General features: G+C 71.8%; 18 protein-coding genes and 1 pseudogene. 10 read left to right on the top strand and 9 right to left on the bottom strand.

Translation table 11 applies throughout. The annotated features are described in order from the left end of the window. Together ACTWQJ_RS23585 and ACTWQJ_RS23580 are read left to right on the top strand one after the other, a co-directional pair. On the top strand, window positions 1–2915 hold a 2915-nt coding region (locus ACTWQJ_RS23585; RefSeq protein ID WP_443308587.1), incomplete at its 5' end, for a CHAT domain-containing protein. Between the two features lie 59 nt (window positions 2916–2974). Then, window positions 2975–3631 (top strand): hypothetical protein, encoded by a 657-nt coding sequence (locus tag ACTWQJ_RS23580; RefSeq protein WP_443308586.1) that lies wholly within the window; start codon window positions 2975–2977, stop codon window positions 3629–3631. Here ACTWQJ_RS23580 and ACTWQJ_RS23575 read toward each other — a convergent pair. After that, the gene (locus tag ACTWQJ_RS23575; protein ID WP_443308585.1) at window positions 3628–4239 is read right to left on the bottom strand and encodes an ABATE domain-containing protein; all 612 of its coding nucleotides are present in this window, start codon (window positions 4237–4239) and stop codon (window positions 3628–3630) included. The two genes, ACTWQJ_RS23580 and ACTWQJ_RS23575, sit on opposite strands and share 4 nt — an antisense overlap. A gap of 99 nt (window positions 4240–4338) precedes the next feature. Between ACTWQJ_RS23575 and ACTWQJ_RS23570 the strand changes: the two genes are divergently transcribed. Continuing rightward, complete coding sequence (locus tag ACTWQJ_RS23570) at window positions 4339–5571, top strand: cysteine desulfurase (protein WP_443308584.1); 1233 nt, start codon at window positions 4339–4341, stop codon at window positions 5569–5571. A 15-nt stretch (window positions 5572–5586) separates the two neighbouring features. Here the strand turns inward: ACTWQJ_RS23570 and ACTWQJ_RS23565 are convergent, their stop codons facing one another. Beyond that, complete coding sequence (locus tag ACTWQJ_RS23565; protein WP_443308583.1) at window positions 5587–8070, bottom strand: alpha-L-arabinofuranosidase C-terminal domain-containing protein; 2484 nt, start codon at window positions 8068–8070, stop codon at window positions 5587–5589. A 136-nt stretch (window positions 8071–8206) separates the two neighbouring features. Between ACTWQJ_RS23565 and ACTWQJ_RS23560 the strand changes: the two genes are divergently transcribed. Genes ACTWQJ_RS23560 through ACTWQJ_RS23550 form a run of 3 tightly spaced genes read left to right on the top strand, consistent with a single transcriptional unit; the run spans window position 8207 to window position 9763 of the window. Further along, window positions 8207–8668 carry a DUF6314 family protein gene (locus tag ACTWQJ_RS23560; RefSeq protein ID WP_443308582.1) on the top strand — a complete coding sequence of 154 codons (462 nt, stop codon included), beginning with the start codon at window positions 8207–8209 and terminating at the stop codon, window positions 8666–8668. A 10-nt stretch (window positions 8669–8678) separates the two neighbouring features. After that, window positions 8679–9224, top strand: a complete 546-nt coding sequence (locus tag ACTWQJ_RS23555) for a hypothetical protein (RefSeq protein ID WP_443308581.1) — start codon at window positions 8679–8681, stop codon at window positions 9222–9224. Beyond that, complete coding sequence (locus tag ACTWQJ_RS23550; protein WP_443308580.1) at window positions 9221–9763, top strand: hypothetical protein; 543 nt, start codon at window positions 9221–9223, stop codon at window positions 9761–9763. Before ACTWQJ_RS23555 ends, ACTWQJ_RS23550 begins: the two co-directional genes overlap by 4 nt. Here ACTWQJ_RS23550 and ACTWQJ_RS23545 read toward each other — a convergent pair. The 3 genes and pseudogenes from ACTWQJ_RS23545 to ACTWQJ_RS23535 all read right to left on the bottom strand — a co-directional run bounded on the left by ACTWQJ_RS23545 (window position 9752) and on the right by ACTWQJ_RS23535 (window position 12121). Further along, complete coding sequence (locus tag ACTWQJ_RS23545) at window positions 9752–10345, bottom strand: histidine phosphatase family protein (RefSeq protein WP_443308579.1); 594 nt, start codon at window positions 10343–10345, stop codon at window positions 9752–9754. The two genes, ACTWQJ_RS23550 and ACTWQJ_RS23545, sit on opposite strands and share 12 nt — an antisense overlap. Window positions 10346–10418: 73 nt before the next feature. After that, a pseudogene (locus tag ACTWQJ_RS23540) lies at window positions 10419–10631 on the bottom strand (GNAT family N-acetyltransferase); the annotation flags it as partial. A gap of 56 nt (window positions 10632–10687) precedes the next feature. Continuing rightward, window positions 10688–12121, bottom strand: a complete 1434-nt coding sequence (locus ACTWQJ_RS23535; RefSeq protein WP_443308578.1) for an aminotransferase-like domain-containing protein — start codon at window positions 12119–12121, stop codon at window positions 10688–10690. On the opposite strand from ACTWQJ_RS23535, the gene ACTWQJ_RS23530 reads away from it, so the two are divergent. Continuing rightward, window positions 12120–13070: a DMT family transporter gene (locus ACTWQJ_RS23530; RefSeq protein WP_443308577.1), complete on the top strand. Its 951-nt coding sequence runs from the start codon at window positions 12120–12122 to the stop codon at window positions 13068–13070. The genes ACTWQJ_RS23535 and ACTWQJ_RS23530 overlap by 2 nt on opposite strands. A 90-nt stretch (window positions 13071–13160) precedes the next feature. Continuing rightward, on the top strand, window positions 13161–13358 hold the full coding sequence (locus ACTWQJ_RS23525; protein ID WP_129796912.1) for a DUF1918 domain-containing protein: 198 nt from the start codon (window positions 13161–13163) through the stop codon (window positions 13356–13358). A gap of 1 nt (window position 13359) precedes the next feature. Here ACTWQJ_RS23525 and ACTWQJ_RS23520 read toward each other — a convergent pair whose 3' ends face one another. Continuing rightward, window positions 13360–14526, bottom strand: coding sequence for a glycoside hydrolase family 10 protein (locus ACTWQJ_RS23520; protein ID WP_443308588.1), 1167 nt, complete (start codon window positions 14524–14526; stop codon window positions 13360–13362). A gap of 225 nt (window positions 14527–14751) precedes the next feature. On the opposite strand from ACTWQJ_RS23520, the gene ACTWQJ_RS23515 reads away from it, so the two are divergent. Both ACTWQJ_RS23515 and ACTWQJ_RS23510 read left to right on the top strand, forming a co-directional pair. Further along, the gene (locus ACTWQJ_RS23515) at window positions 14752–15612 is read left to right on the top strand and encodes a 3-hydroxybutyryl-CoA dehydrogenase (protein WP_409475010.1); all 861 of its coding nucleotides are present in this window, start codon (window positions 14752–14754) and stop codon (window positions 15610–15612) included. A gap of 182 nt (window positions 15613–15794) precedes the next feature. Beyond that, complete coding sequence (locus ACTWQJ_RS23510) at window positions 15795–16052, top strand: hypothetical protein (protein ID WP_443308576.1); 258 nt, start codon at window positions 15795–15797, stop codon at window positions 16050–16052. On the opposite strand, the gene ACTWQJ_RS23505 is transcribed toward ACTWQJ_RS23510, so the two are convergent. From ACTWQJ_RS23505 to ACTWQJ_RS23495, 3 genes are all read right to left on the bottom strand, one after another. Then, on the bottom strand, window positions 16049–16594 hold the full coding sequence (locus ACTWQJ_RS23505; RefSeq protein ID WP_224734404.1) for an NUDIX hydrolase: 546 nt from the start codon (window positions 16592–16594) through the stop codon (window positions 16049–16051). The two genes, ACTWQJ_RS23510 and ACTWQJ_RS23505, sit on opposite strands and share 4 nt — an antisense overlap. A gap of 95 nt (window positions 16595–16689) precedes the next feature. Continuing rightward, window positions 16690–18030, bottom strand: a complete 1341-nt coding sequence (locus tag ACTWQJ_RS23500; RefSeq protein ID WP_409473148.1) for a transcriptional regulator — start codon at window positions 18028–18030, stop codon at window positions 16690–16692. Window positions 18031–18260: 230 nt separating this feature from the next. After that, complete coding sequence (locus tag ACTWQJ_RS23495; RefSeq protein WP_443308575.1) at window positions 18261–19124, bottom strand: PP2C family protein-serine/threonine phosphatase; 864 nt, start codon at window positions 19122–19124, stop codon at window positions 18261–18263. Window positions 19125–19498: the final 374 nt, after the last annotated feature.

Raw genomic sequence — 19498 nt, 5'->3', positions numbered from 1 at the left:
CGCTGCTGCACCGGAAGATCGTCCACGCGGCCGGGCCCGACGAGGCCGAGCAGGCGCTGTCCGCGCTGCGGTCGATCGCGCGACGCGAGGACGGTCACCTGTCCTGGCTCCAGCTGGCCGTCGGACTGCACTACGCCGCCGAGCGGCTGGGCGACCTCCGCTTCGCCAAGCGCTGCCACCGGGCGCTGCGCCGGGCGGAGCGGCGGGCGGCCACCCGCGAGGAGCTGTGCCAGGCCCGGTACGTACGGGCCATGGCGGCGGCCCTGCACGAGCGGGCGACAGGTGGCGACGGCGGCCCCCTGGGCGCCGCGCTGCCGGCCGCGGAACAGGCGTTGGAGCTGTGCCCGCCGGGCTTCCACCTGTACCCGGCCTGTGTGTCCTCGCTCGCCGAGGTCCTCGTCTGGCACTTCGAGTTCGGCGGCGATCCCGAGCCGCTGGAGCGGGCCGTGGCCCTGCTGCGGTCGCTGATCGACGACGGCTCACTGCCCGAGACCGACCGGGCGGATGTGCAGGGGGAGCTGGCCATGGCCCTGCGCCTGCACGTCGAACTCCGGTGGGACGGCCCCCTGCTGGACGAGGCCATCGAGGCGGCCCGCGCCGCGACCCGCCGCCCGTCACCGAAGCTCCACGCGCATCTGGGCACGCTGGGGACACTGCTGCGGATCCGCTTCGACCACACGGGCGAGCTGGCGGCGCTCGACGAGGCGGTCCAGGTCTACCTGGAGGCACTGCAGTGCGCGGCCCCCGGCACCCACTTCCACCGCGGCGCGGCGAACAACCTCGGCAACGTCCTGTCGTCGCGCGCCCGGGTCACCGGCTCCCAGGACGACCGGGACGCGGCGATCGACCTGTTCGAGAACCTGGTGGAGATCACACCGCCCGGCATCGACCAGTACGCCCGCGTCCTGACGAACTACGGCAACGTCCTGGTCGACCGGATCCACGCCGGTGAACGGCCCGGCGACATGCGGCGGGCGCTCACCGTGCTCGAAGGAGCGGTGCGGGGAACCGCGTCGGCGTCGCCCCATCTCGCGCGCAGGCTGTTCAACCTCGCCAACGGATATCAGCTGGCGTTCACGCTCAGCGAGGAGCGCGACGACATCGACACCGCCGTGCGCACGTACCGCCGGGCCCTGGAGGCGCTGCCCCGCGACTCGGCGTTCCGGCCCACGTATCTGGCCGCGCTGGCCTCGGCGTTGATGAACCAGGTGTCGATCGGCGGCGACGACTTCACGGAGGTGGAGGCGACGTTCGCCGAGGCGGTGCGCGAGGGGGAGCTCACCGCGCCCGGCACCGTGCTGCGCGTGGCCGGGCTGCTGGGCGCCGGTCTCTGCGCGAGCGGCCGCTGGGAGGAGGCCGCCGAGCACCTGAGCACCGGGATGCGGGCCATGGCACGGCTGGTGCGCACCCAGCACCGGCGCGGTCACAGCGAGGCCTGGCTCGAACGCGCCGACGGACTGCCCGCGATGACGGCCTACGCGCTCGCCAAGGGCGGTCGGTACGCCGAGGCCGTACGGGCCATCGAGGAAGGGCGGGCCATGCTGCTGTCCCGCGTGCTCGACCGGGACCACCAGGACCTCGGCGCGCTGCGGGCCGCCGGCCACCCGGATCTGGCCGACCGATGGGACCGGCTGACCGCCGAACTGGCCGTCCTGGAGGGCGCCGACGTCGCCGGCCACGCCCCGCCCGACGCCCAAGGCCACGCGCTGCGGGTGCGGGAGCTTCAGCGGGCCCTGGACGAACTCGCCGAGCGCATCACGCGTCTGCTTCCCCCCGACCCGCGGGAGCCCGCCGGAAGCGCCGTGTACCTCGTGCCCGCTCCCTGGGGAGGCGTGGCCCTCCTGCTGCGGCCGGGCGCGGAGCCCGCACCGGTCTGGCTCGACTCCCTCGTCGACGACGCCGTGCGCGACGCCGTGATCGCGCTGTACCGGGAGGACGCCGACGCCGCCGAGCGGGAGCGGGCGCTGCGGGACATCGGCGGCTGGTTGTGGGAGGCGGCGCTGCGCGACGTACTGCGCGAACTGGGCGGCCTGCCGGAGGTGTTCGTGTCCGTCGGCCTGCTCGGGCTGCTCCCGCTGCACGCGGCCCGCCCGGACGGCCCCGGCGAGTCGGCTCCGCGCCACCTGATCGACCTGGGCAGCGTACCGACGGCACCGAACCTCCAGGCGTGGAGGGAGTCCCGGCGGCGGGCGTCCGACAGCCGGACGCCGGCCGCGGCCACGGTGCTGGCGGTGGGTGCCCCGGTGGAGTCGGGAGCGGCGCTGCCCTACGCGGCCGAGGAGGCCCGGATGGTCGCGGCCGCCCTCGCCGCGCCCGGAGCCGAGCGGGTGGGCACGGACGCACGAGTCACCGATGTCGCGCGGCTGGCCCCCTCCGCCGACGTGCTGCACTTCGCCTGCCACGGGGCCGCCGACCTGATGACACCGCTGCGCGGTGGCCTGGTGCTCGCCCACGGGCAGGTGCTCACGCTGAGCGCGCTGATGCGGATGCGGATCCGCGCCCGGCTGGTCGTGCTCTCCGCCTGCGACAGCGGGCTGTCCGGCACGGCCTTGCCCGACGAGGTCGTCGGCCTGCCCACCGGTCTGCTCCAGGCCGGTGCCGCGGCGGTCGTCGCGTCGCTGTGGGAGGTACCCGACGCCACCGCGCTGCTGCTGATGACCGACTTCTACGACCGGTGGCGCAGCGACCCCGCGCAGGGCACGGCCGCGGCGCTCGCGGCGGCCCAGCGATGGCTCAGGGACACCTCCAACGGCGCCAAACGCGACCGGTTCACGCGGTGGCTGGAGACGGGCCACCCCTGGATCCCGGACAGCGTGGCCGAGGCCTGCTTCGAGGCCGTGGCGTTGCGGGACCCCCTGGAGTACGACCACGCCTCGCCGCTCCAGTGGGCCGCCTTCGTGCACGTCGGGGCGTGAGGCGAAGGCGCCTGGTCCCCCCGGGGGCGGGGAAGGGCCGGCCCGGCATGATGATCTTCATGACGACTCCGATCACCAGCCTCGACCTCACCGGCTTCACCGCGCACGAGCCCGGCGTGTGGACCGACGCCGCGGGCCTCGTCCTGTCGGTGCACTTCTTCCCCCTCGTGCCGGACCTGCCCGCGCCGCTGCACGAGCCGGAGCGGCTCCGGACCGGACTGGCGCACGGAGTGGCGAGGGCCGGGGGCGGGCTCGTCGAGGCCGAGACCGGGGCCGTCGACGGCCTGCCGGCGGTCCGGCAGCTCATCAAGGTGCCACGGCCCAACGGCCCCGGGCAGGTCTTCCTGGGGTCGTGGACCGTGCCGAGGGCCGGGTGCAGCACCGTACTGAAGGTGCAGGCCGCCGAGGGCTCTGCGACCGGGATGCGCGAGGCGATGGTGATGGCCCAGGTGGGGCCCGCGGAGTACTTCCGGCCCCACCCGTACGCCGACGGCGGACAGCTCGGCGGGCTGCCGTACCACGTGGCCGATCACGAGCACTGGGACGCGCAGTTCCCGGATCATCCGCTCACCCTGGTCCGCGCCGCCCTGCACCGCCTGACGCCCACGGTCACCCTCGACGAGCGGTTCAAGGCGCAGCCGCCGTTCACCGGGCCGCCCACCGCTCCGGCGCAGGGACCGGATCCCCGGCGCGGCTTCCGGCGCAAGGACGCCTAGGGACGTGTCCGGCCGAGCGCCGCCCGGCCCTGCTTCGCCGCGTACGCCCGTGCCGCCCGGACCCGGTTGCCGCACTTCGTGGTGCACCAGCGGCGGGCGGCGTGGGAGCGCAGGAACCAGCGGGCGCAGCCCTGGGCGGCGCACTCGGCGAGCTGGCCGGCCTCGGCGCCGGTGAGCAGGTCGGCGGCGTCCTCGGCGAGCAGGGAGAGCGCGGTGCCGACCGGGTTGTCCGCGTCGGGGGTGTGGGCGCGGCGCGGGCCGTCGGCGGTCCAGTCGAGGCGCGGGATGGGCGGGGCCGCCGCCAGCGCGGAGTTGAGGACGGCGAGGCTGTCGGCCGGGGGGACGGCCTGGGTGCCGTACGCCGTGAAGAGGGCGCGCAGCGCCTGGCGCAGCCCGAGCAGCCTGCCGAACTGCCGGCCGTTCAGCGCGGCCCGGTCGGGCAGCAGCTCGTGCCGGACCAGCCACAGATGGGCGGCCTCGGCGTCGTCGAGCAGGTCGACCCGGCCGTGACTGAGCGTAAACCGGCTGTTGACCAGGGCCAGCGAGACATAGCGCTCCTCGCCCGGGACCGGGAGCTGATGCAGGTAGACGGGGGACTCATGATCCACGTTCTCATGCTAATGCTTGCGATTCTCCGTGAGGAGACCTAGCGTTCCTCACGGCAAACAATCACAGACCCCGTGAGAACCCGTGAGAGGTGAGGCGTCGTGGCCTTCGACGTGGACGCGCTGCGCAAGGACTTCCCGATCCTGGAGCGGACCCTGGACAGCGGCGCCCGCCTCGTCTACCTGGACTCCGGCGCCACCACCCAGAAACCGCTCCAGGTCCTCGACGCCGAGCGGGACTTCCTGCTCCACCACAACGCGGCCGTGCACCGCGGCGCCCACCAGCTCGCCGGGGAGGCGACGGAGGCGTACGAGAACGCGCGACACACCGTCGCCCGTTTCGTCGGCGCGGCGGACGACGAGATCGTCTTCACCCGGAACACCACCGAGGGCATCAACCTGGTCGCCTACGCGCTGGGCAACGCCCGCCGGATCGGTCCCGGTGACCGGATCGTCGTCACGGAGATGGAGCACCACGCCAACCTGGTGCCCTGGCAGCAGCTCGCCGAGCGGACCGGCGCCACGCTGGACTGGTTCGGGCTGACCGACGAGGGCCGCCTCGACCTGTCCCGGATCGACGAACTGATCGACGAGCGGACCAAGGTCGTCGCCGTCACCCACCAGTCGAACGTCCTCGGCACGGTCAACCCCGTGCGATCGCTGGCCGACCGCGCCCATGCGGTGGGTGCGCTGGTGGTGGTCGACGGCGCCCAGTCGGTGCCCCACCGGCCGGCGGACGTCACCGAGCTGGGCGCGGACTTCCTGGCCTTCTCCGGGCACAAGATGCTCGGCCCGTACGGCATCGGCGTGCTGTGGGGTCGGCGCGACCTGCTCGACTCTCTGCCGCCGTTCCTGACCGGCGGGTCGATGGTCGAGATCGTGGAGATGGAGCGGACGACCTTCCTGCCGCCGCCTCAGCGCTTCGAGGCGGGTGTGCCGATGACCTCCCAGGCGGTGGGCCTGGCGGCGGCGGTGGACTATCTCCAGGCACTGGACATGACCGAGGTGGCGGCGTACGAGGACCGGCTCACCGCGCGGGCCCTGGAGCTGCTGGGCGAGATCCCGGGCGTCCGGATCGTCGGCCCGCGCGACCTGGCCGACCGGGGCGGCGCCGTGTCCTTCACGGTCGACGGCGTCCACCCGCACGACGTCGGCCAGGTCCTGGACGAGCGCGGGATCGCCGTCCGGGTCGGCCATCACTGCGCCCGCCCGATCGTGCGGCGGTACGGCGTTCCGGCGACGACCCGGGCGAGCTTCCACGTCTACAACACGCCGGCGGAAATGGACGCGCTGGCGGAGGGGGTGCGGGCGGCCCAGGCCTACTTCGGCGTCTGAGCCGCCCGTACCGCCTTACCGCTGGGCGATCCTCAGGAACGTGACCGAGTTCGCCGGGAAGGTGTAGGTGAACTTCCCGGCGACACCCGTGAACGTGGACTTCACCGGGGTGACCGGCGTGTCCGTCTCGGTGTTCACGTCCTCGGGGTCGGCGGCCAGGGTGGTGACCCGGGCCCGCGAGGAGACCTTCGCGCCGCCCAGGTCGATCGCCGTACGGGCCGCCGTGGACTGCGCGTTGACGACCTTGACGATCAGGTCACCGGTGCGCTCGTCCTCGGTGACGACCTGGCGGAACGGCTCGGCCGGCTTGTCGTCGGTGAAGCTGCCCCACAGCTGTCCGTCCAGGTAGAGGCTGACCTGGCGGCCCCGCACCTTGATGTCGATGTCGTAGGCGCGGCCCGTCTCGATCGAGTGCGGCTTGGAGATCAGCGTCGACTTGCCGCCGTCCGAGGCCTGCTCGACGGCAGAGCTGGTGTTGTTCCAGCCGCCGAGGTTCCACCAGTAGTAGTTGCCGGTGTCCTTGACGCCGAAGGCGACGAGGAAGCCCTCCTTGCCGGACTTCTTGGTGGCCTTCACATGCAGGTCATAGTCCTTCCAGGCCGGGTCGCCGGCGGTCACCAGGGTGTTCTCGGCGGCGGCGTCGGTCTGGACGTAGGCGCCGTCCTGGATGGACCAGCTGCCGCCGCCCACGTGCTTCCACTTCGAGGCGTCACCGGAGAAGTCGTCGCTCAGCAGGGTGGTGCCGTCGGCGGAGGTGACCTTCACGTCGTCGTACGCGGCGCTGGTCGCCCAGGTGGACAGGCCGATCGCGCCGGTGATCGGGCCGCTGACGTTCGGGGTGCCGGTCGCGGTGGAGGGGATCACCCGGTCGCCGACGTTGTTCATGAACAGCTTCTGGACCTCGTAGTTCGCCGAGTTCCAGGAGGCGTGGTTGTTGAACCAGATCATGTCCGGACGCCACTGCACGTAGTCCTCGTTGGCGAGCAGCGGGGCGTACGAGGCGAGCTTGACGACGTCCGCGTTGCGCTCCAGGCCGGTCATGAACGCGGCCTCGGCGAGGGCGTTCTTGAAGGCGTTGCCCTGGGAGGCGTACTCGCCGAGGAAGACCTTCGGGCCGCTTCTGTCATAGCTGTCGTAGCGGTCGTTGTTCTGCAGGAACCACTGCGGGCTGTTGTAGTAGTGCTCGTCGACCATGTCGACCTTGCCCTCGCGGTTGAGCTTCCACGCGGTGTCGAAGGTGGTTCCCGCGTCGTCCGGGCCGGAGTTGGAGATGACGGTGATGTCGGGGTACTTGGCCTCGATCGCGGCGCGGAACTTCTGGAAGCGGGCGAAGAACTCGTTGGGCAGGTTCTCCTCGTTGCCGACGCCGATGTGGGTCAGGCCGAAGGGCTTCGGGTGGCCCATCTCGGCGCGCACCTTGCCCCACTTCGAGGTCGCCGGGCCGTTGGCGAACTCGATGAGGTCGAGGGTGTCCTGGATGTGCCGCTGGAGCAGCGCCTCGTCGTCGGTGGCGCGGTTCTGGCCGCATCCGGTGACCAGGGCCGGGACGACGGGCAGCGGCATGGCGCCGATGTCCTCGGAGAAGCGGAAGTACTCGTAGTAGCCGAGGCCGTAACTCTGGTTGTAGCCCCAGAAGTTGGCGTTGGTGGCGCGCTCCTCGACCGGGCCGACGGTGTCCTTCCACTGGTAGGACCGCTTGCGCTGCCAGCCGGAGGCCTCGCTGTAGTCCTGCATGGAGCCGGTGTTGACCAGACAGCCGCCCGGGAAGCGGACGAACGCCGGGTCGAGAGCCTCGATCTTCTCGGCGAGGTCCTTGCGCAGGCCGTTCGGCTGGTTCTTGTAGGTGTCCCGCGGGAACAGCGACACCATGTCGAGGGCTGCGGCCTCGGTGGCAGCGACGGTGAGACGGCCGCGGCTGCTGGTGCGGGTCGCGGTGAAGGTGGCGGTGTACTTCTTCCAGCCACCCTTGGCGGCCACCTGGCGGGCGCTCGCCAGTTCGCCGGCGGCGTCCTTCAGGGACACGGTGAGGGTGGTGCCGGCCGCGGCGCGCGCCCAGACCGAGAAGTCGTACCTCTTGCCCTTCTCCAGCCGGATCCCGGTGTTGTAGCCGGCGTTCGTCACGGACGAACCGGCGTCCAGGGAGAGGTAGTTGCGGTTGCGCTCGTTGAGCCGGCCGTCGTCGTTGTGGACCTGTGCCGTGCCGCCGACCGTCCAGGAGGTCAGGGGGGTGTAGGAGGAGTGGTCGGCGGTGGAGTACTCGAAGGACCGGTTCTGCACGAGCTCGGCGTACAGGCCGCCGTCCGCGGCCCGGTTGATGTCCTCGAAGAAGACGCCGTACATCGTGTCGTCGATCTCGGCGCCGGTCCGGGCCGGGTCGACGGTGATCTCGTAGTCGGTGACGGCCTCGGCGTGCGCGGGGGCGGGCACGAAGGCGAAGGCCGTCAGGAGGGCGGTCGCGGTGAGACCGAGTCTCCAGCGGGTGCGGGTGGTGCGTGACATGGATACTCCGCGGCTCGACGATGGGAGCTGTTCGATATATCGGACATTGGTCAGCACTTCGAACGGCAAGATAGGGAGGGGGCGCAGTGGCGTCAATGGGTCGCGCAGTGACGGGCGGGACGGAGAGCGGGACGGAATGGGCGAGTTCTGGCCAGTACCGGATGTGCTGGCGTATCTGGCCGGGCACTGGCGGGTGGAACGCTCGGTGCGGGATCTCGCGAGCGGTGAGCGGGGCGAGTTCACCGGGACGACCCTTTTCAGCCCGCTGGAGAGCGGCGGGCTGCTGCACGAGGAGTCCGGCACTTTCGTCTGGCAGGGAGTGGCCCGGCCCGCCGAGCGGACGCTGCGCTTCCTGCCCGGGAGTTCGCCCGGCACGGCGGACGTCCGCTTCGCCGACGGCCGGCCCTTCCACGACCTGGACCTGACCGCGGGCCGTCACCTCGCCGACCACCCCTGCGCGGCCGACCTGTACCGGGGCGAGTTCACCGTCCTCGACGAGGACCGCTGGCGGTCGGTGTGGCGGGTGGGCGGGCCCGCGAAGGACCTCGTGCTCACCACCGACTACACACGCGAACCGACTGTCAGTGCCCGCCTCTAAGGTGCTCGGCATGACCAAATGGACCCAGGACTCCTACGGCCACCACGAGGTGAACGTCGTCTTCGCACGGGGCACTTCACTCGACGCCCTCACCGGCGGCCTGCGCGAACTGGCGCGCGTTCCCCTCGACCACGGCGAGGGGAACGGCTGGATATGGGCGGTGCACGACATGCTCAACGCGGACATCGAGGACTACGGCCCCATCGACTACCGACGCGTGTGCCCGGACGGCGCCGAGCTGGTCGTGATCGTGACCGAGCCGTGCAGCCCCAAGGGCTTCCCGCCCGACTTCGACTACTACCGCGACGGCCGGCTGATCCTCCACTTCAGCTTCGAGGACCTGGGCCAGCGCGTGGGCGACGACCCGGACCACCTCTCCCCCGAGCTGCTGGCCGCGAACCTCATCGGCCCCGACGCGTACTGCCCGCACGCGGACGACGACGACCACGCCTGCTGGGAGCACGCCGGCGACGACCGGGAGCAGCTCATGAAGGTGATCGCCGACTTCTACAACCTGCCGTCGCCGCCGCTGGCCGCGGAGGTGACGGCGCGGTGACGTGGCTCGCCCCGAACACGTTCGTCACCTTCTGCAAGGGCATGGACCTGCCCACCCTGTCCGGCGTCTTCGCCCAGGCCGGACTGCCCGCCTCCGCAACCGGCGAGTCGTCAGGCTGGGCCTGGGTGTCCCATGACGCCCCCGCCGTGCCGCACGGCGGGAACGTCTGGAAGCTGGCACGCGACATCACCGGCTTCCGCTACGAGGGCAACGCGGAGACCGTGTTCCTGGCCTCCACACCCGCATGCGCCTGCCCGCACGGGCAGAGCTACCTGGTCCCGCACTGCCCCGAGCACCCCTTCCAGTTCACATACAACCGGGGCGGGTTCGAGGAGCTGTATCTCAATGTCGGGGGGCGCCGCGAGTCGCGGCGCGGCGGCGCCATGGCCGATCTGCTGGTGCGGGAGCTGCTGGACGCGGGGATCGTCGGCCGGGACACCTCGCGCTACGACGCCGACCCCGAGTTCAACGCGGACGGCGCCCACACGATGCGGATCCTCGTCGAGCACTTCGGGCTCCCGTCACCTCTACGTCCGTGAGGGCTGGGTCGGCACCCCGTCGAAGCGCAGGTTCCAGCGGCCCGCCCGGCCGGTGACGGTCGTTGTCGACAGCGGGCGGACGTCGATGTTCCAGTACGTCGCGGGCGGCGCCTTCAGGGCGTACACCAGGGCGGCGCGGATCACCGAGGGCTCGGCCACGGCGACGACCCGGCCGCCGTCCTCCACAGGCCGGGTGTCGAGCCAGCCGCCGACCCGGGTGATGAACGCCAGCAGCGACTCGCCGCCGTGCGGTGTGCCGCGCGGGTCCGCGAGCCAGGCGTCCACCGCCTCCGGCTCGCGGGCCATCGCCTCGCCGAGCGTCAGCCCGCGCCAGCGGCCCATGTCGCAGTCGCGCAGCGCGAGTTGCACCAGTGGCGCGTACCCGAGGGCGTCGCCGGTGGCGCGGCTGCGCGGGGTGGGCGAGCAGCAGCGCAGCTCGGCCGCCGACAGCGGCACCAGAGCGTGGGCGACGCGCTGCACCTCGTCCCAGCCGGCCTGGTCCAGTGGACGGTCGTCCTCGAAGCGCTCCGCGAGCAGCGGGGAGCTGCGCGCCGCGGCGACGAACGTGACCCGAAGTGACATGCCGCGATCGTGATTCGCGCAAGTGCGCAGGTCAAGAGGTGTTACCTCTGAGTTACCCAGGGTGCGCGAAACCTTACTTCCAGGTCAGGACCAGCCGGACAACTCGGTAGAAATGGAGCGCCATCCATTGATCCGGCCGCTCCAGCGGAGCGAACCCGAGCTTCTCGTAGACGCCGTGCGCGTCGTGGGTGGCGAGCAGGATCCGGCGCAGCCCGTACGGCCGCAACTCCTCCCGCACGGCACCGACCAGCGCCGTCCCGAGCCCCTTGCGGCGGACCGACGGATCGGGGGAGATTCACAGGCGGCGGGAGCCGGCGTCGAGTGGATTTCGGTGGCGTTCGGCTAGCCGACCTCGGCGTAGGCCGCCCGCAACCGCCGTACCCCTTCGGCGATCTCCCCCGTCCCGGCCACCGCCGCGAAGCTCAGGCGCAGGTGTGCGGCCGGGGGTTCGGCGCTGAAGTACGGGCGGCCGGGGGTGATCGCGACGCCCGCGCGGAGGGCGGCCGCGGTGAACGCCGACTCGTCGGTACCGTCAGGCAGGCGCAGCCAGAGGTGGTAGCCGCCCGACGGGATGTGCGGCAGGGCGAGTTCGGGCAGGTGCAGCCGCAGCGCGGACGTCATCGCATCGCGGCGGGCCTTCAGCTCCGTCGAGACCGTCCTCAGGTGGCGCGGCCAGGCGGGCGAGCCGACGAGTTCCAGCGCGGCCTCCTGCAGGGGCCGGGGCACGAAGAAGGTGTCGACGACCTGGATGGCGCGCAGCCGTTCCAGCACCGGGCCGCGCGCGGCCAGGGCGCTCACCCGGAAGCTGGGTGAGGTCGCCTTGGTCAGCGAGCTGACATGCACGACGACTCCGTCGGGATCGTCGGCGGCCAGCGGACGCGGCAGCGGCGGCGCGTCGGCGTGCACGAGCCGTCGTACGAAGTCGTCCTCGACGACGAAGGCCCCGGCCTCGCGAGCGATGCGCAGCACCTCGGCGCGGCGGTCGGGGGCGAGTACGGCGCCGGTCGGGTTCTGGAAGAGCGGCTGGCAGACGAACACCCGGGCGCCGGTGGCCCGGAACGCGTCGGCGAGAAGGGCGGGACGCACCCCGTCCGGGTCCACCGGGACCGGCACGGGACGCAGGCCCGCCGCCCGCGCGATGGCCAGCATGCCGGGGTAGGTGGGCGACTCCACGAGCACCGGCGCGCCGGGCGGCGCCAGTGCGCGCAGGGCGGTGGTCAGCGCCGACTGTCCGCCGGAGGTGACCAGAACCTCGGCCGCCGTGACCGCGCCGCCGATGCTGCGCGCGAACCACTCGCGCAGCTCCGGCAGCCCCTCCATGGGCGGCCTGCCCCAGGCACCGGGCCGACGCCCGGCCCGGGACAGCGCCGCCGCCATCGCCCGCTCCGGCTGGAGGGAGGGGTGCAGATAGCCGCCGTTGAACTCGATCACGCCGGGCGGCGGGGCGGCGAGCGAGACCAGGACGCCGGAGGCGTCCACCGAGCGCGGTACGAGCTCGGCGGCGCCGTCCGCGCTGAGGGAGACCTCCTGCCAGGAGGTGTCCCCGGCAGGTGCGGCCTCGGCGCGCGGCCGGGCGCGGAACGCTCCGGCGCCGGGCCGGGTCACGACCAGACCTTCGGCCGCCAGTTGCGCGAGGGCACGCGAGACGGTCACCGGGCTCACCCGGAACCGCTCGACCAGGGCCCGGCTGGATGGGAGCTTTCCACCGTACGAGTAGCGGTCGAGGTCCCGCCGCAGCTGATCCGCCAGTTCACCGACACTGCTACGCTCTTGCATGAGAACACAGAGTAGCGCTACTGCCCCGACCAGGATAGCGGTCAGCGGCCCCACCAAGGCCTCCGCGGGCACCCTCCAGGCCGCCCTCGGCGTCATCGCCTTCTCGCTCACCTTCCCCGCCACCGCCTGGGGCCTGGAGGGCTTCGGGCCCTGGTCGCTGGTCGCCGTGCGCAGTGTGCTCGCGGCGCTCATCGCGGGGGGCTGTCTGCTGGCGGTGGGGGTGCCCCCGCGCGAGCGAAGCCGAGCGTGGGGGAGAGTGCCGTTGCCCACCCGGTCGCACTGGCCGGGTCTCGCGGTCGTCGCCGCCGGGGTCGTCGTCGGATTCCCGCTGCTCACCACGCTCGCGCTCCAGACGTCCACCACCGCGCACGCCGCGGTCGTGGTCGGTCTGCTGCCGCTGACGACCGCGCTGTTGTCCGCCCTGCGCGTCGGCACCCGTCCCTCGCGCACCTTCTGGACGGCGGCGCTGGCCGGCGCGGCGGCGGTGGTCGCCTTCACCGTGCAGCAGAGCGGCGGCGCCCTCACCTCCGCCGACCTGTATCTGTTCGCGGCGCTGCTGGTGTGCGCGGCCGGTTACACCGAGGGCGGGCGGCTGGCCCGGGTCATGCCGGGCTGGCAGGTGATCGGCTGGGCGCTGGTGCTGTGCCTGCCGCTCACCGTGCCCGCCGCGGCGCTCGCCCTCGCCTACGAGCCCGTCCAGCTCACCGCGCACAGCGTGACCGGGTTGCTCTGGGTCGCGGCCGGCTCGCAGTTCCTCGGCCTGGTCGTCTGGTACCGGGGCATGGCGGCCATCGGCATCCCCAAGGCCAGCCAGTTGCAGTTGGCCCAGCCGCTGCTCACACTGGTGTGGTCGGTGCTGCTGCTGGGCGAGCACCTGACCGTGGCCGCGCCGCTGACGGCTGCGGCCGTGCTCGTCTGCATCGCCGTCACGCAACGGGCGCGAGGCTGAGCGGCGCGCACGCACCGGTACGGACCGGCGTCGCCCGCCCTAGACTCGAAAGTACGGACCGCTGCTCCGCACATGGTGAGGAGGCCCCAGATGCGCGCAAGCGTGGGCGACCAGCTTGTCCAGCACGGCAGGGTGGTCGGCCAACACGACAAGGTCGGCGAGATCGTCGAAGTGATGGGTCAGGAGGGCAACCCCCCGTACCGCGTCAAGTTCCAGGACGGGCACGAAGGCGTGTGCTCACCGGGCCCCGACACCGAGATCCGGCACAAGGAAACCACCGGGCAGTGATTCAGCGCGGGGGAATCGCCGGCTGCTGATAGTGGTCGGCGACCACCCGCGCCATCGCCCCGAGGGCGTCGGCCGCCGCGTCGCGGGCGGAGAAGAAGACGTGCCCGCGCACCTCGGGGTGGTCGCGGGCGAAGGTCAGGTGCCGGGACAGCTCGGCCGGGTCCTGCCAGGTTTCGTGCTGCACCGGATCACCGGCCTTGTACAGCGCCTCTCCCACGTACAGCTGTGTGCCGGTACCGCGTGCCGTCTCCGCCCACCACGGCACGAGAGTGGCGTAGTCGGCGGCGGCGTTGCCGATGTGCCAGTACAGCTGTGGGCAGATGTAGTCGATCCAGTTCTCACGCACCCACTTGCGGGTGTCCGCGTACAGGTCGTCGTACGTCTGCACGGACCGGGTGTCCGAGCCGAGCGGGTCGGTGTCGGCGTTGCGCCACACTCCGAACGGGCTGATCCCGAACCGCGTGCCGGGGCGGACCTCCTTGATGCCGGCCGCGGTGTCGCGCACCAGCCGGTCGATGTTGTCCCGCCTCCAGTCGGCCCGGTTCGTGAAGTCCGCGCCATGGGTGCCGTAGGCCTCGTCGTCGTCGAAGCTCTGGCCGGCGACCGGATACGGGTAGAAGTAGTCGTCGAAGTGGACGGCGTCGACCGGGTATCCGGCCACGGCGTCGAGCATCGCCTCCTGCACGAAGGTGCGTACTTCGGGAATCCCGGGGTTGTAGTAGAGCCTGCCGCCGTAGGCCACCACCCAGTCCGGGTTCTTGCGGGCCGGGTGGGAGGAGACGAGCCTGGTCGGGTCGGTGTGGATCGCCACCCGCAGCGGGTTGAACCAGGCGTGCAGCTCAAGGCCCCGGGCGTGCGCCTCGTCGACCGCCGTGCCGAGCGGATCCCACCCGGGGTGCTGCCCCTGGGTGCCGGTGAGGTACTCCGACCAGGGCTCGTACGGCGAGGACCACAGCGCGTCGGCCGTCGGCCGCACCTGGAAGATCACCGTGTTGAGCCGGCACCGGACCGCCCGGTCCAGGTGGGCGATCAGCTCGGCGCGCTGCTCCTTTACGGTCAGGCCCATGGCGGAGGGCCAGTCACGGTTGTTCACGGTCGCCAGCCACATGCCGCGCATCTCGGTGGTGGTGCGCGGCCGACGGGGGGCCGCACCCGCGTCTCGCGCCATCACCAGGGTCGACAGTGCGGCCAGTGCAAACGCCCGACGAGACAGCTGCCCCACGACACGCACCCCCACATACGCTGCGGATCCGCACCGTCACGGATCGTCTCCGCGCCCAAGGATGCCCCACCCCGGTGATCGATCATCGATACTTACGGGTAACGTGCACGAATGGAGCAGGCACCGGAACCCGGCGACCTGCCTCGGGACTGGATCAGCGAAGGGGACGATGTGACCGACATCGAGCGCGTCGGAGTGGTGGGCTGCGGCCAGATGGGGGCTGGCATCGCCGAGGTGTGCGCCCGCGCCGGCCTGGACGTGAAGGTCGCCGAGACCACCGGCGAGGCCCTGGAGATCGGCCGCACCCGGCTGTTCAACTCCCTGACCAAGGCGGCCGAGCGCGGCAAGATCACCGAGGAGGAGCGGGACGCCACGCAGGCGCGGCTGAGCTTCACCACCGACCTCGGTGAGTTCGCCGACCGGGATCTGGTCATCGAGGCCGTCGTCGAGAACGAGCAGGTCAAGACCGAGATCTTCCAGGTGCTCGACCAGGTCGTGACCCGCCCGGACGCGATCCTGGCCTCCAACACCTCCTCGATCCCGCTGGTGAAGCTGGCCGTCGCCACCTCGCGCCCCGACCAGGTCATCGGCATCCACTTCTTCAACCCGGCCCCGGTGCAGCAGCTCGTCGAGCTCATCCCCGCGCTGACCACCTCCGAGGGCACGCTCGGCCGGGCGCAGCTGTTCACCGAGAAGGTGCTCGGCAAGCACGCCATCCGCGCCCAGGACCGCTCCGGCTTCGTGGTCAACGCGCTGCTGATCCCCTATCTGCTCTCCGCGATCCGGATGTTCGAGTCCGGCATCGCCAGCCGCGAGGACATCGACAACGGCATGGAGATGGGCTGCGCCCACCCGATGGGCCCGCTGAAGCTGTCCGACCTGATCGGCCTGGACACGGTGGCGTCGGTGGCGCATTCGATGTACGAGGAGTACAAGGAGCCGCTCTACGCCGCTCCCCCGCTGCTGCAGCGCATGGTCGACGCGGGCCGGCTGGGCCGCAAGAGCGGCTCGGGCTTCTACACCTACGGCTGATTACCGAGCGCGACGCTCCGTGGGCCCGGCACCTGAGAGGTGCCGGGCCCGCGTCATTCACACACCGTGTGCGCGTCGGGCCCGCATATGCCGTTCGCACACTCTCCCCAGGCGCCCACCAGGCGAGTTGACTCACCATGCGCATGCAAGGGACGTAAGACGACTACGGAAAGGAGCGGTTCGTGACCGCCGATCCCGAGCATTCCGTCGCCCAGGAGGAACTCGCAGAGTTACGTCGCCGTCTCGACGTGGCATACGCCCGTGTCGAGGGCGGGCTGGCACTGCTCTCCCATCGCACCGAGGAAACCGCCAAGGAACTGGACGAGTTGAGCACCCGGCTCATCACCCTGGAACACGCCCGATGGCCGCTGCCCTCGGTCACCGCCGTCACGGCCGTGGCCGCCCTCGTCGTGGCCGTCTGGCAGGCACTGGGCCGCTAGATGACGGCGTCCTGGCCGAGCCTGAGGTGGTGCAGTAAAAGCAGTGCGGCCGCCATGTTGGCGGCCGGGACCTCGCCGCGGGCGACCAGATCGGGGACGAGCTTGAGGGGGACCCATTCCCGCCGGTCCGACTCGAAGTCGTCCACGGGGTGCCCGATGTATTCGCCCTCGTCGGCCCAGTAGATGTGGTGCCGGGCGTCGGTGAGCCCGTTGGACGGCTCCACGCTCATCAGGTGGCGCAGGGGTCCCGGCCGCCAGCCCGTCTCCTCCTCGAGCTCCCGGGCAGCCGCGACCGCGATGTCCTCGCCGTCCTCGACCACGCCCGCTGCGAGTTCCCACCCCCAGCTGTCGGTGATGAAGCGGTGGCGCCACAGGAGGAGGACCTCGTTGGCCTCGTTCACCACCGTGGCCACGGCCACCGGCCGCAGCCGTATCAGGAAGTGGTCGAGGTGCCGGCCGTCCGGCAGCTCGACATCTGCGAGATTGACGCTGAACCAGCGGTTTTCATACACAGTTTGTTCGTTCTGTTTCGTCCACTGCACGGTTCTGCCACCTTCCGCCGAGTAAGTGGCAATATCGCAGCAGGAGCGTGCCCACAGCAGAGGGAAAGCGTGGCGTTGCCGTTCAGGCGGTGTCGCTACAGCGGTACGCGCAGTGCCCCGTCGATGAGTTCGGCGGCCTCGGCCGTGCCCGCGCCGCCGCTGCGCACCAGGTGCTCGCGCACCGCCCGGAGTCTGTCACGCAGCCGCTGGGACTCCATGCCGCGGGCCTGCTCGGCCATCTGTACCGCGGTCGCCACCGCCTTCTCGGCGTTGCCCTGGCGCAGTTCGATGGTGCTGAGCATGGCGAGCCGGTGCACCCGCCCCCGGTCGTGCGCGGGGTTGTCCACGGCGGCCGCGGCATGCTCACCGGCGGCGGCCAGTTCGCCGAGGCTGAGCAGTGCCTCCGCCACCTGGACGTTGACCAGGCCCGGCTGGACATAGCCGGTCTCGTCGGGTTCGTGTCCGCGCCGGATGCGTTCGGCGGCCTGCTCGGCCCGCCGTATGCAGGACAGGGCACTCGTGCCGTCGCCGAGGTGGGCGTACGCCTTCGCCTGCATCGCGTACAGATCGGAGGCGAGGGCCGGGGTGATGTGCTTGCCTGCGGCCCGCAGCGCAGCCTCCGCGAAGGCGACGGCCTGGCGGTACTCCCGCATGAACAGCGACTGGTTGACGAGCAACGCGATCACATAGGCACCGAGTCCCCGGTCGCCGCTGGCCTTGGCGAGCCGCAGCGCCTGGTGGAAGTAGCGCTGGGCGAGGCCGTGTGCGTCGGAGTCGTAGGCGCAGATGCCGGCGATCGCGACCAATCCGCCGGTGGCGCGGTGGAGTTGGCGGCCGGTGGCGTCGGTGTAGCTGCCGCGCAGCAGGGGCGCCGCCTCGGAGTTGAGGAAGCCGACGATCCGGGTGCGGGTCGCGACACCGCCGGCCTTGCGGTACATCTGCTCGTAGTGGGTGCGGGCGGCGCGCAGCATCTCGATGTCGGCCGGGGTGACCCGGTGCCGGCCGCCGCGGGAGACGTCCACGTCCTCGGGCGGGTTCTCCCACTCCCACACGGGCATGACGGCCGGCGTGCCGGTGACGGCGGGGGCGCCGAGGACGTGCGGGCGCTGCTGTTCGTCGGAGCGCCACAGGGCGGTGGCGCGTTCGACGAAGCCGGACAGCGAGGTGCCGTGCGCGCCGGTCGGCTCCCCCGGTACGCCGAGTCCGATGTCGTCGAGTGTCACCGGCCGGTGCAGCCGGGCGGCGAGCACCTCGCAGATCAGGTCGGGCACCTGACCACGCGGCCGCTGGCCCTTCAACCAGCGTGCCACGGCGGTGTGTTCGTAGCGGAGCGCGAGCCCGCGCGCCCGCCCGGCCTGGTTCACATGTGCCGCGAGACCGGCGTGCGAGATCCCCGCCTCGTCCAGGATCGCGTCGAGCAGAGTGTTGGGCTGCATCGGAAAGGCCCCCCAGATGGCTCGGTGTCGACAGCGTAGTGAATTCGCCTTCACACGGGGTGTGAACGGAGTGCGCGAATCCGGGCTGTGCGCGCACTGTTGCGGAGAGTTTCCGGCCGGTTGACTGAAATGCCTCGCAAGAGGCCGGCCGGGCCGTCGGCTCCCCCTCGTACAGCTGCGGCCCGGCATCGGCGCGCGGCACTGCGCTCGCTGTGCCGGGGACCGTAGGGCTAGCGGTGGGTTGTCGGCTGCGGGTGGGGGGTGGTTGCTCGCGCAGTTCCCCGCGCCCCTGAGGGGTGTCTGTGGTGCCGTTCGTTGCGGAGTGCCAGGAGGGCTATGTCGTCGGTGGGGCTGCCGCTGGTGTGGCGCAACACGCGGGTGAAGACGGCACCCAGCATGGACTGCGGGGTGTCCGCGCCCTCGCGCAGAGCCTCCGCGAGTACCTCCGGCAACGGAAAGAACCGGCCATGAGCGTCTCGGGCGTCCTCGGCGCCGTCCGTGAAGAGGAACAATGCCTCGCCGGGCCGGAGTTGGCCGAAGGGTACGGCGGGCAGGTCGGGCGGTAGCGGGAACGAGCCCAGGGGTGGGAGGGGATCGGCTCGGGCGAGTGGCTCGACGTGGGTGCCGAGGAGCCGGTACGGCCAGGGGTGGCCGCAGTTGAGGGCCCGCACCTCGCCGTCCCGCCCGATCTCCAGCAGCAGGACGGTCACGAACTCCTCGGCCGCGAGGCTGTCGGCCCGCTCCCTCAGGTACCGGGCCAGGGCGCGGTCCATCCGGCGCAGAACTCCGGCGAGTTCGGGCTCGTCGTGCACGGCCTCCCGGAAGCTGCCGAGGACGGCGGCGACGGTCCCTATCGCGGCCAGCCCGTGCCCGCGTACGTCCCCCATCACGACGCGGACACCGTGCTCGGTGGCGACGACCTCGTACAGATCGCCGCCGGCGGAGGAGCCGCGGTCGGCGGAGAGCTGGGCGGCGGCGACGTTCAGCCCGTCGATGCGCGGGGGCATGGGCCGTAGCAGCGCGTCCTGCGCGCCCCACATGGTGGGAGGCCCCAGCGCGACCACCCTGCCGGGCGCCCGTGGGTTACGGATCATACGGAGGCCCCCATTGCAGGCCGTGACAGCGCAGACCGGCCTCGAAAGGCCGGTCCGATTCTGTCGACCGCATGCCCCGAACGGGCCAGATCACCCGAATTTGCCACCCGAACGAGTGAGGTGACCGAGGGGGGTGTGGGGGCACGCCCCCCACAAGGGGCGCGGGGCATGTGTTTACCACGCGGCTCCGCCGCGTGGTAAACACAGCCACAACCAACCCGCAGCCGCCAAAAACCCGCAGTCCCCCGGCGCTACCGCGACCTAACTCCGCAAAACAGCCCCCGTACGCTCAGCGGCCAGCGCCACCGCCGCGTCCAGAGTCGCCGACGCCTAGTCAACCGTCAGCGTCCGGTCAGCCGCACGAAACCGCAGCG

The sequence above is a fragment of the Streptomyces sp. KR55 genome, assembly GCF_052245645.1.
Lineage (GTDB): Bacteria > Actinomycetota > Actinomycetes > Streptomycetales > Streptomycetaceae > Streptomyces > Streptomyces flavusporus.
Note: the sequence above shows the minus strand (reverse complement) of the source record. Positions and strands in the feature narration are given on the sequence as shown.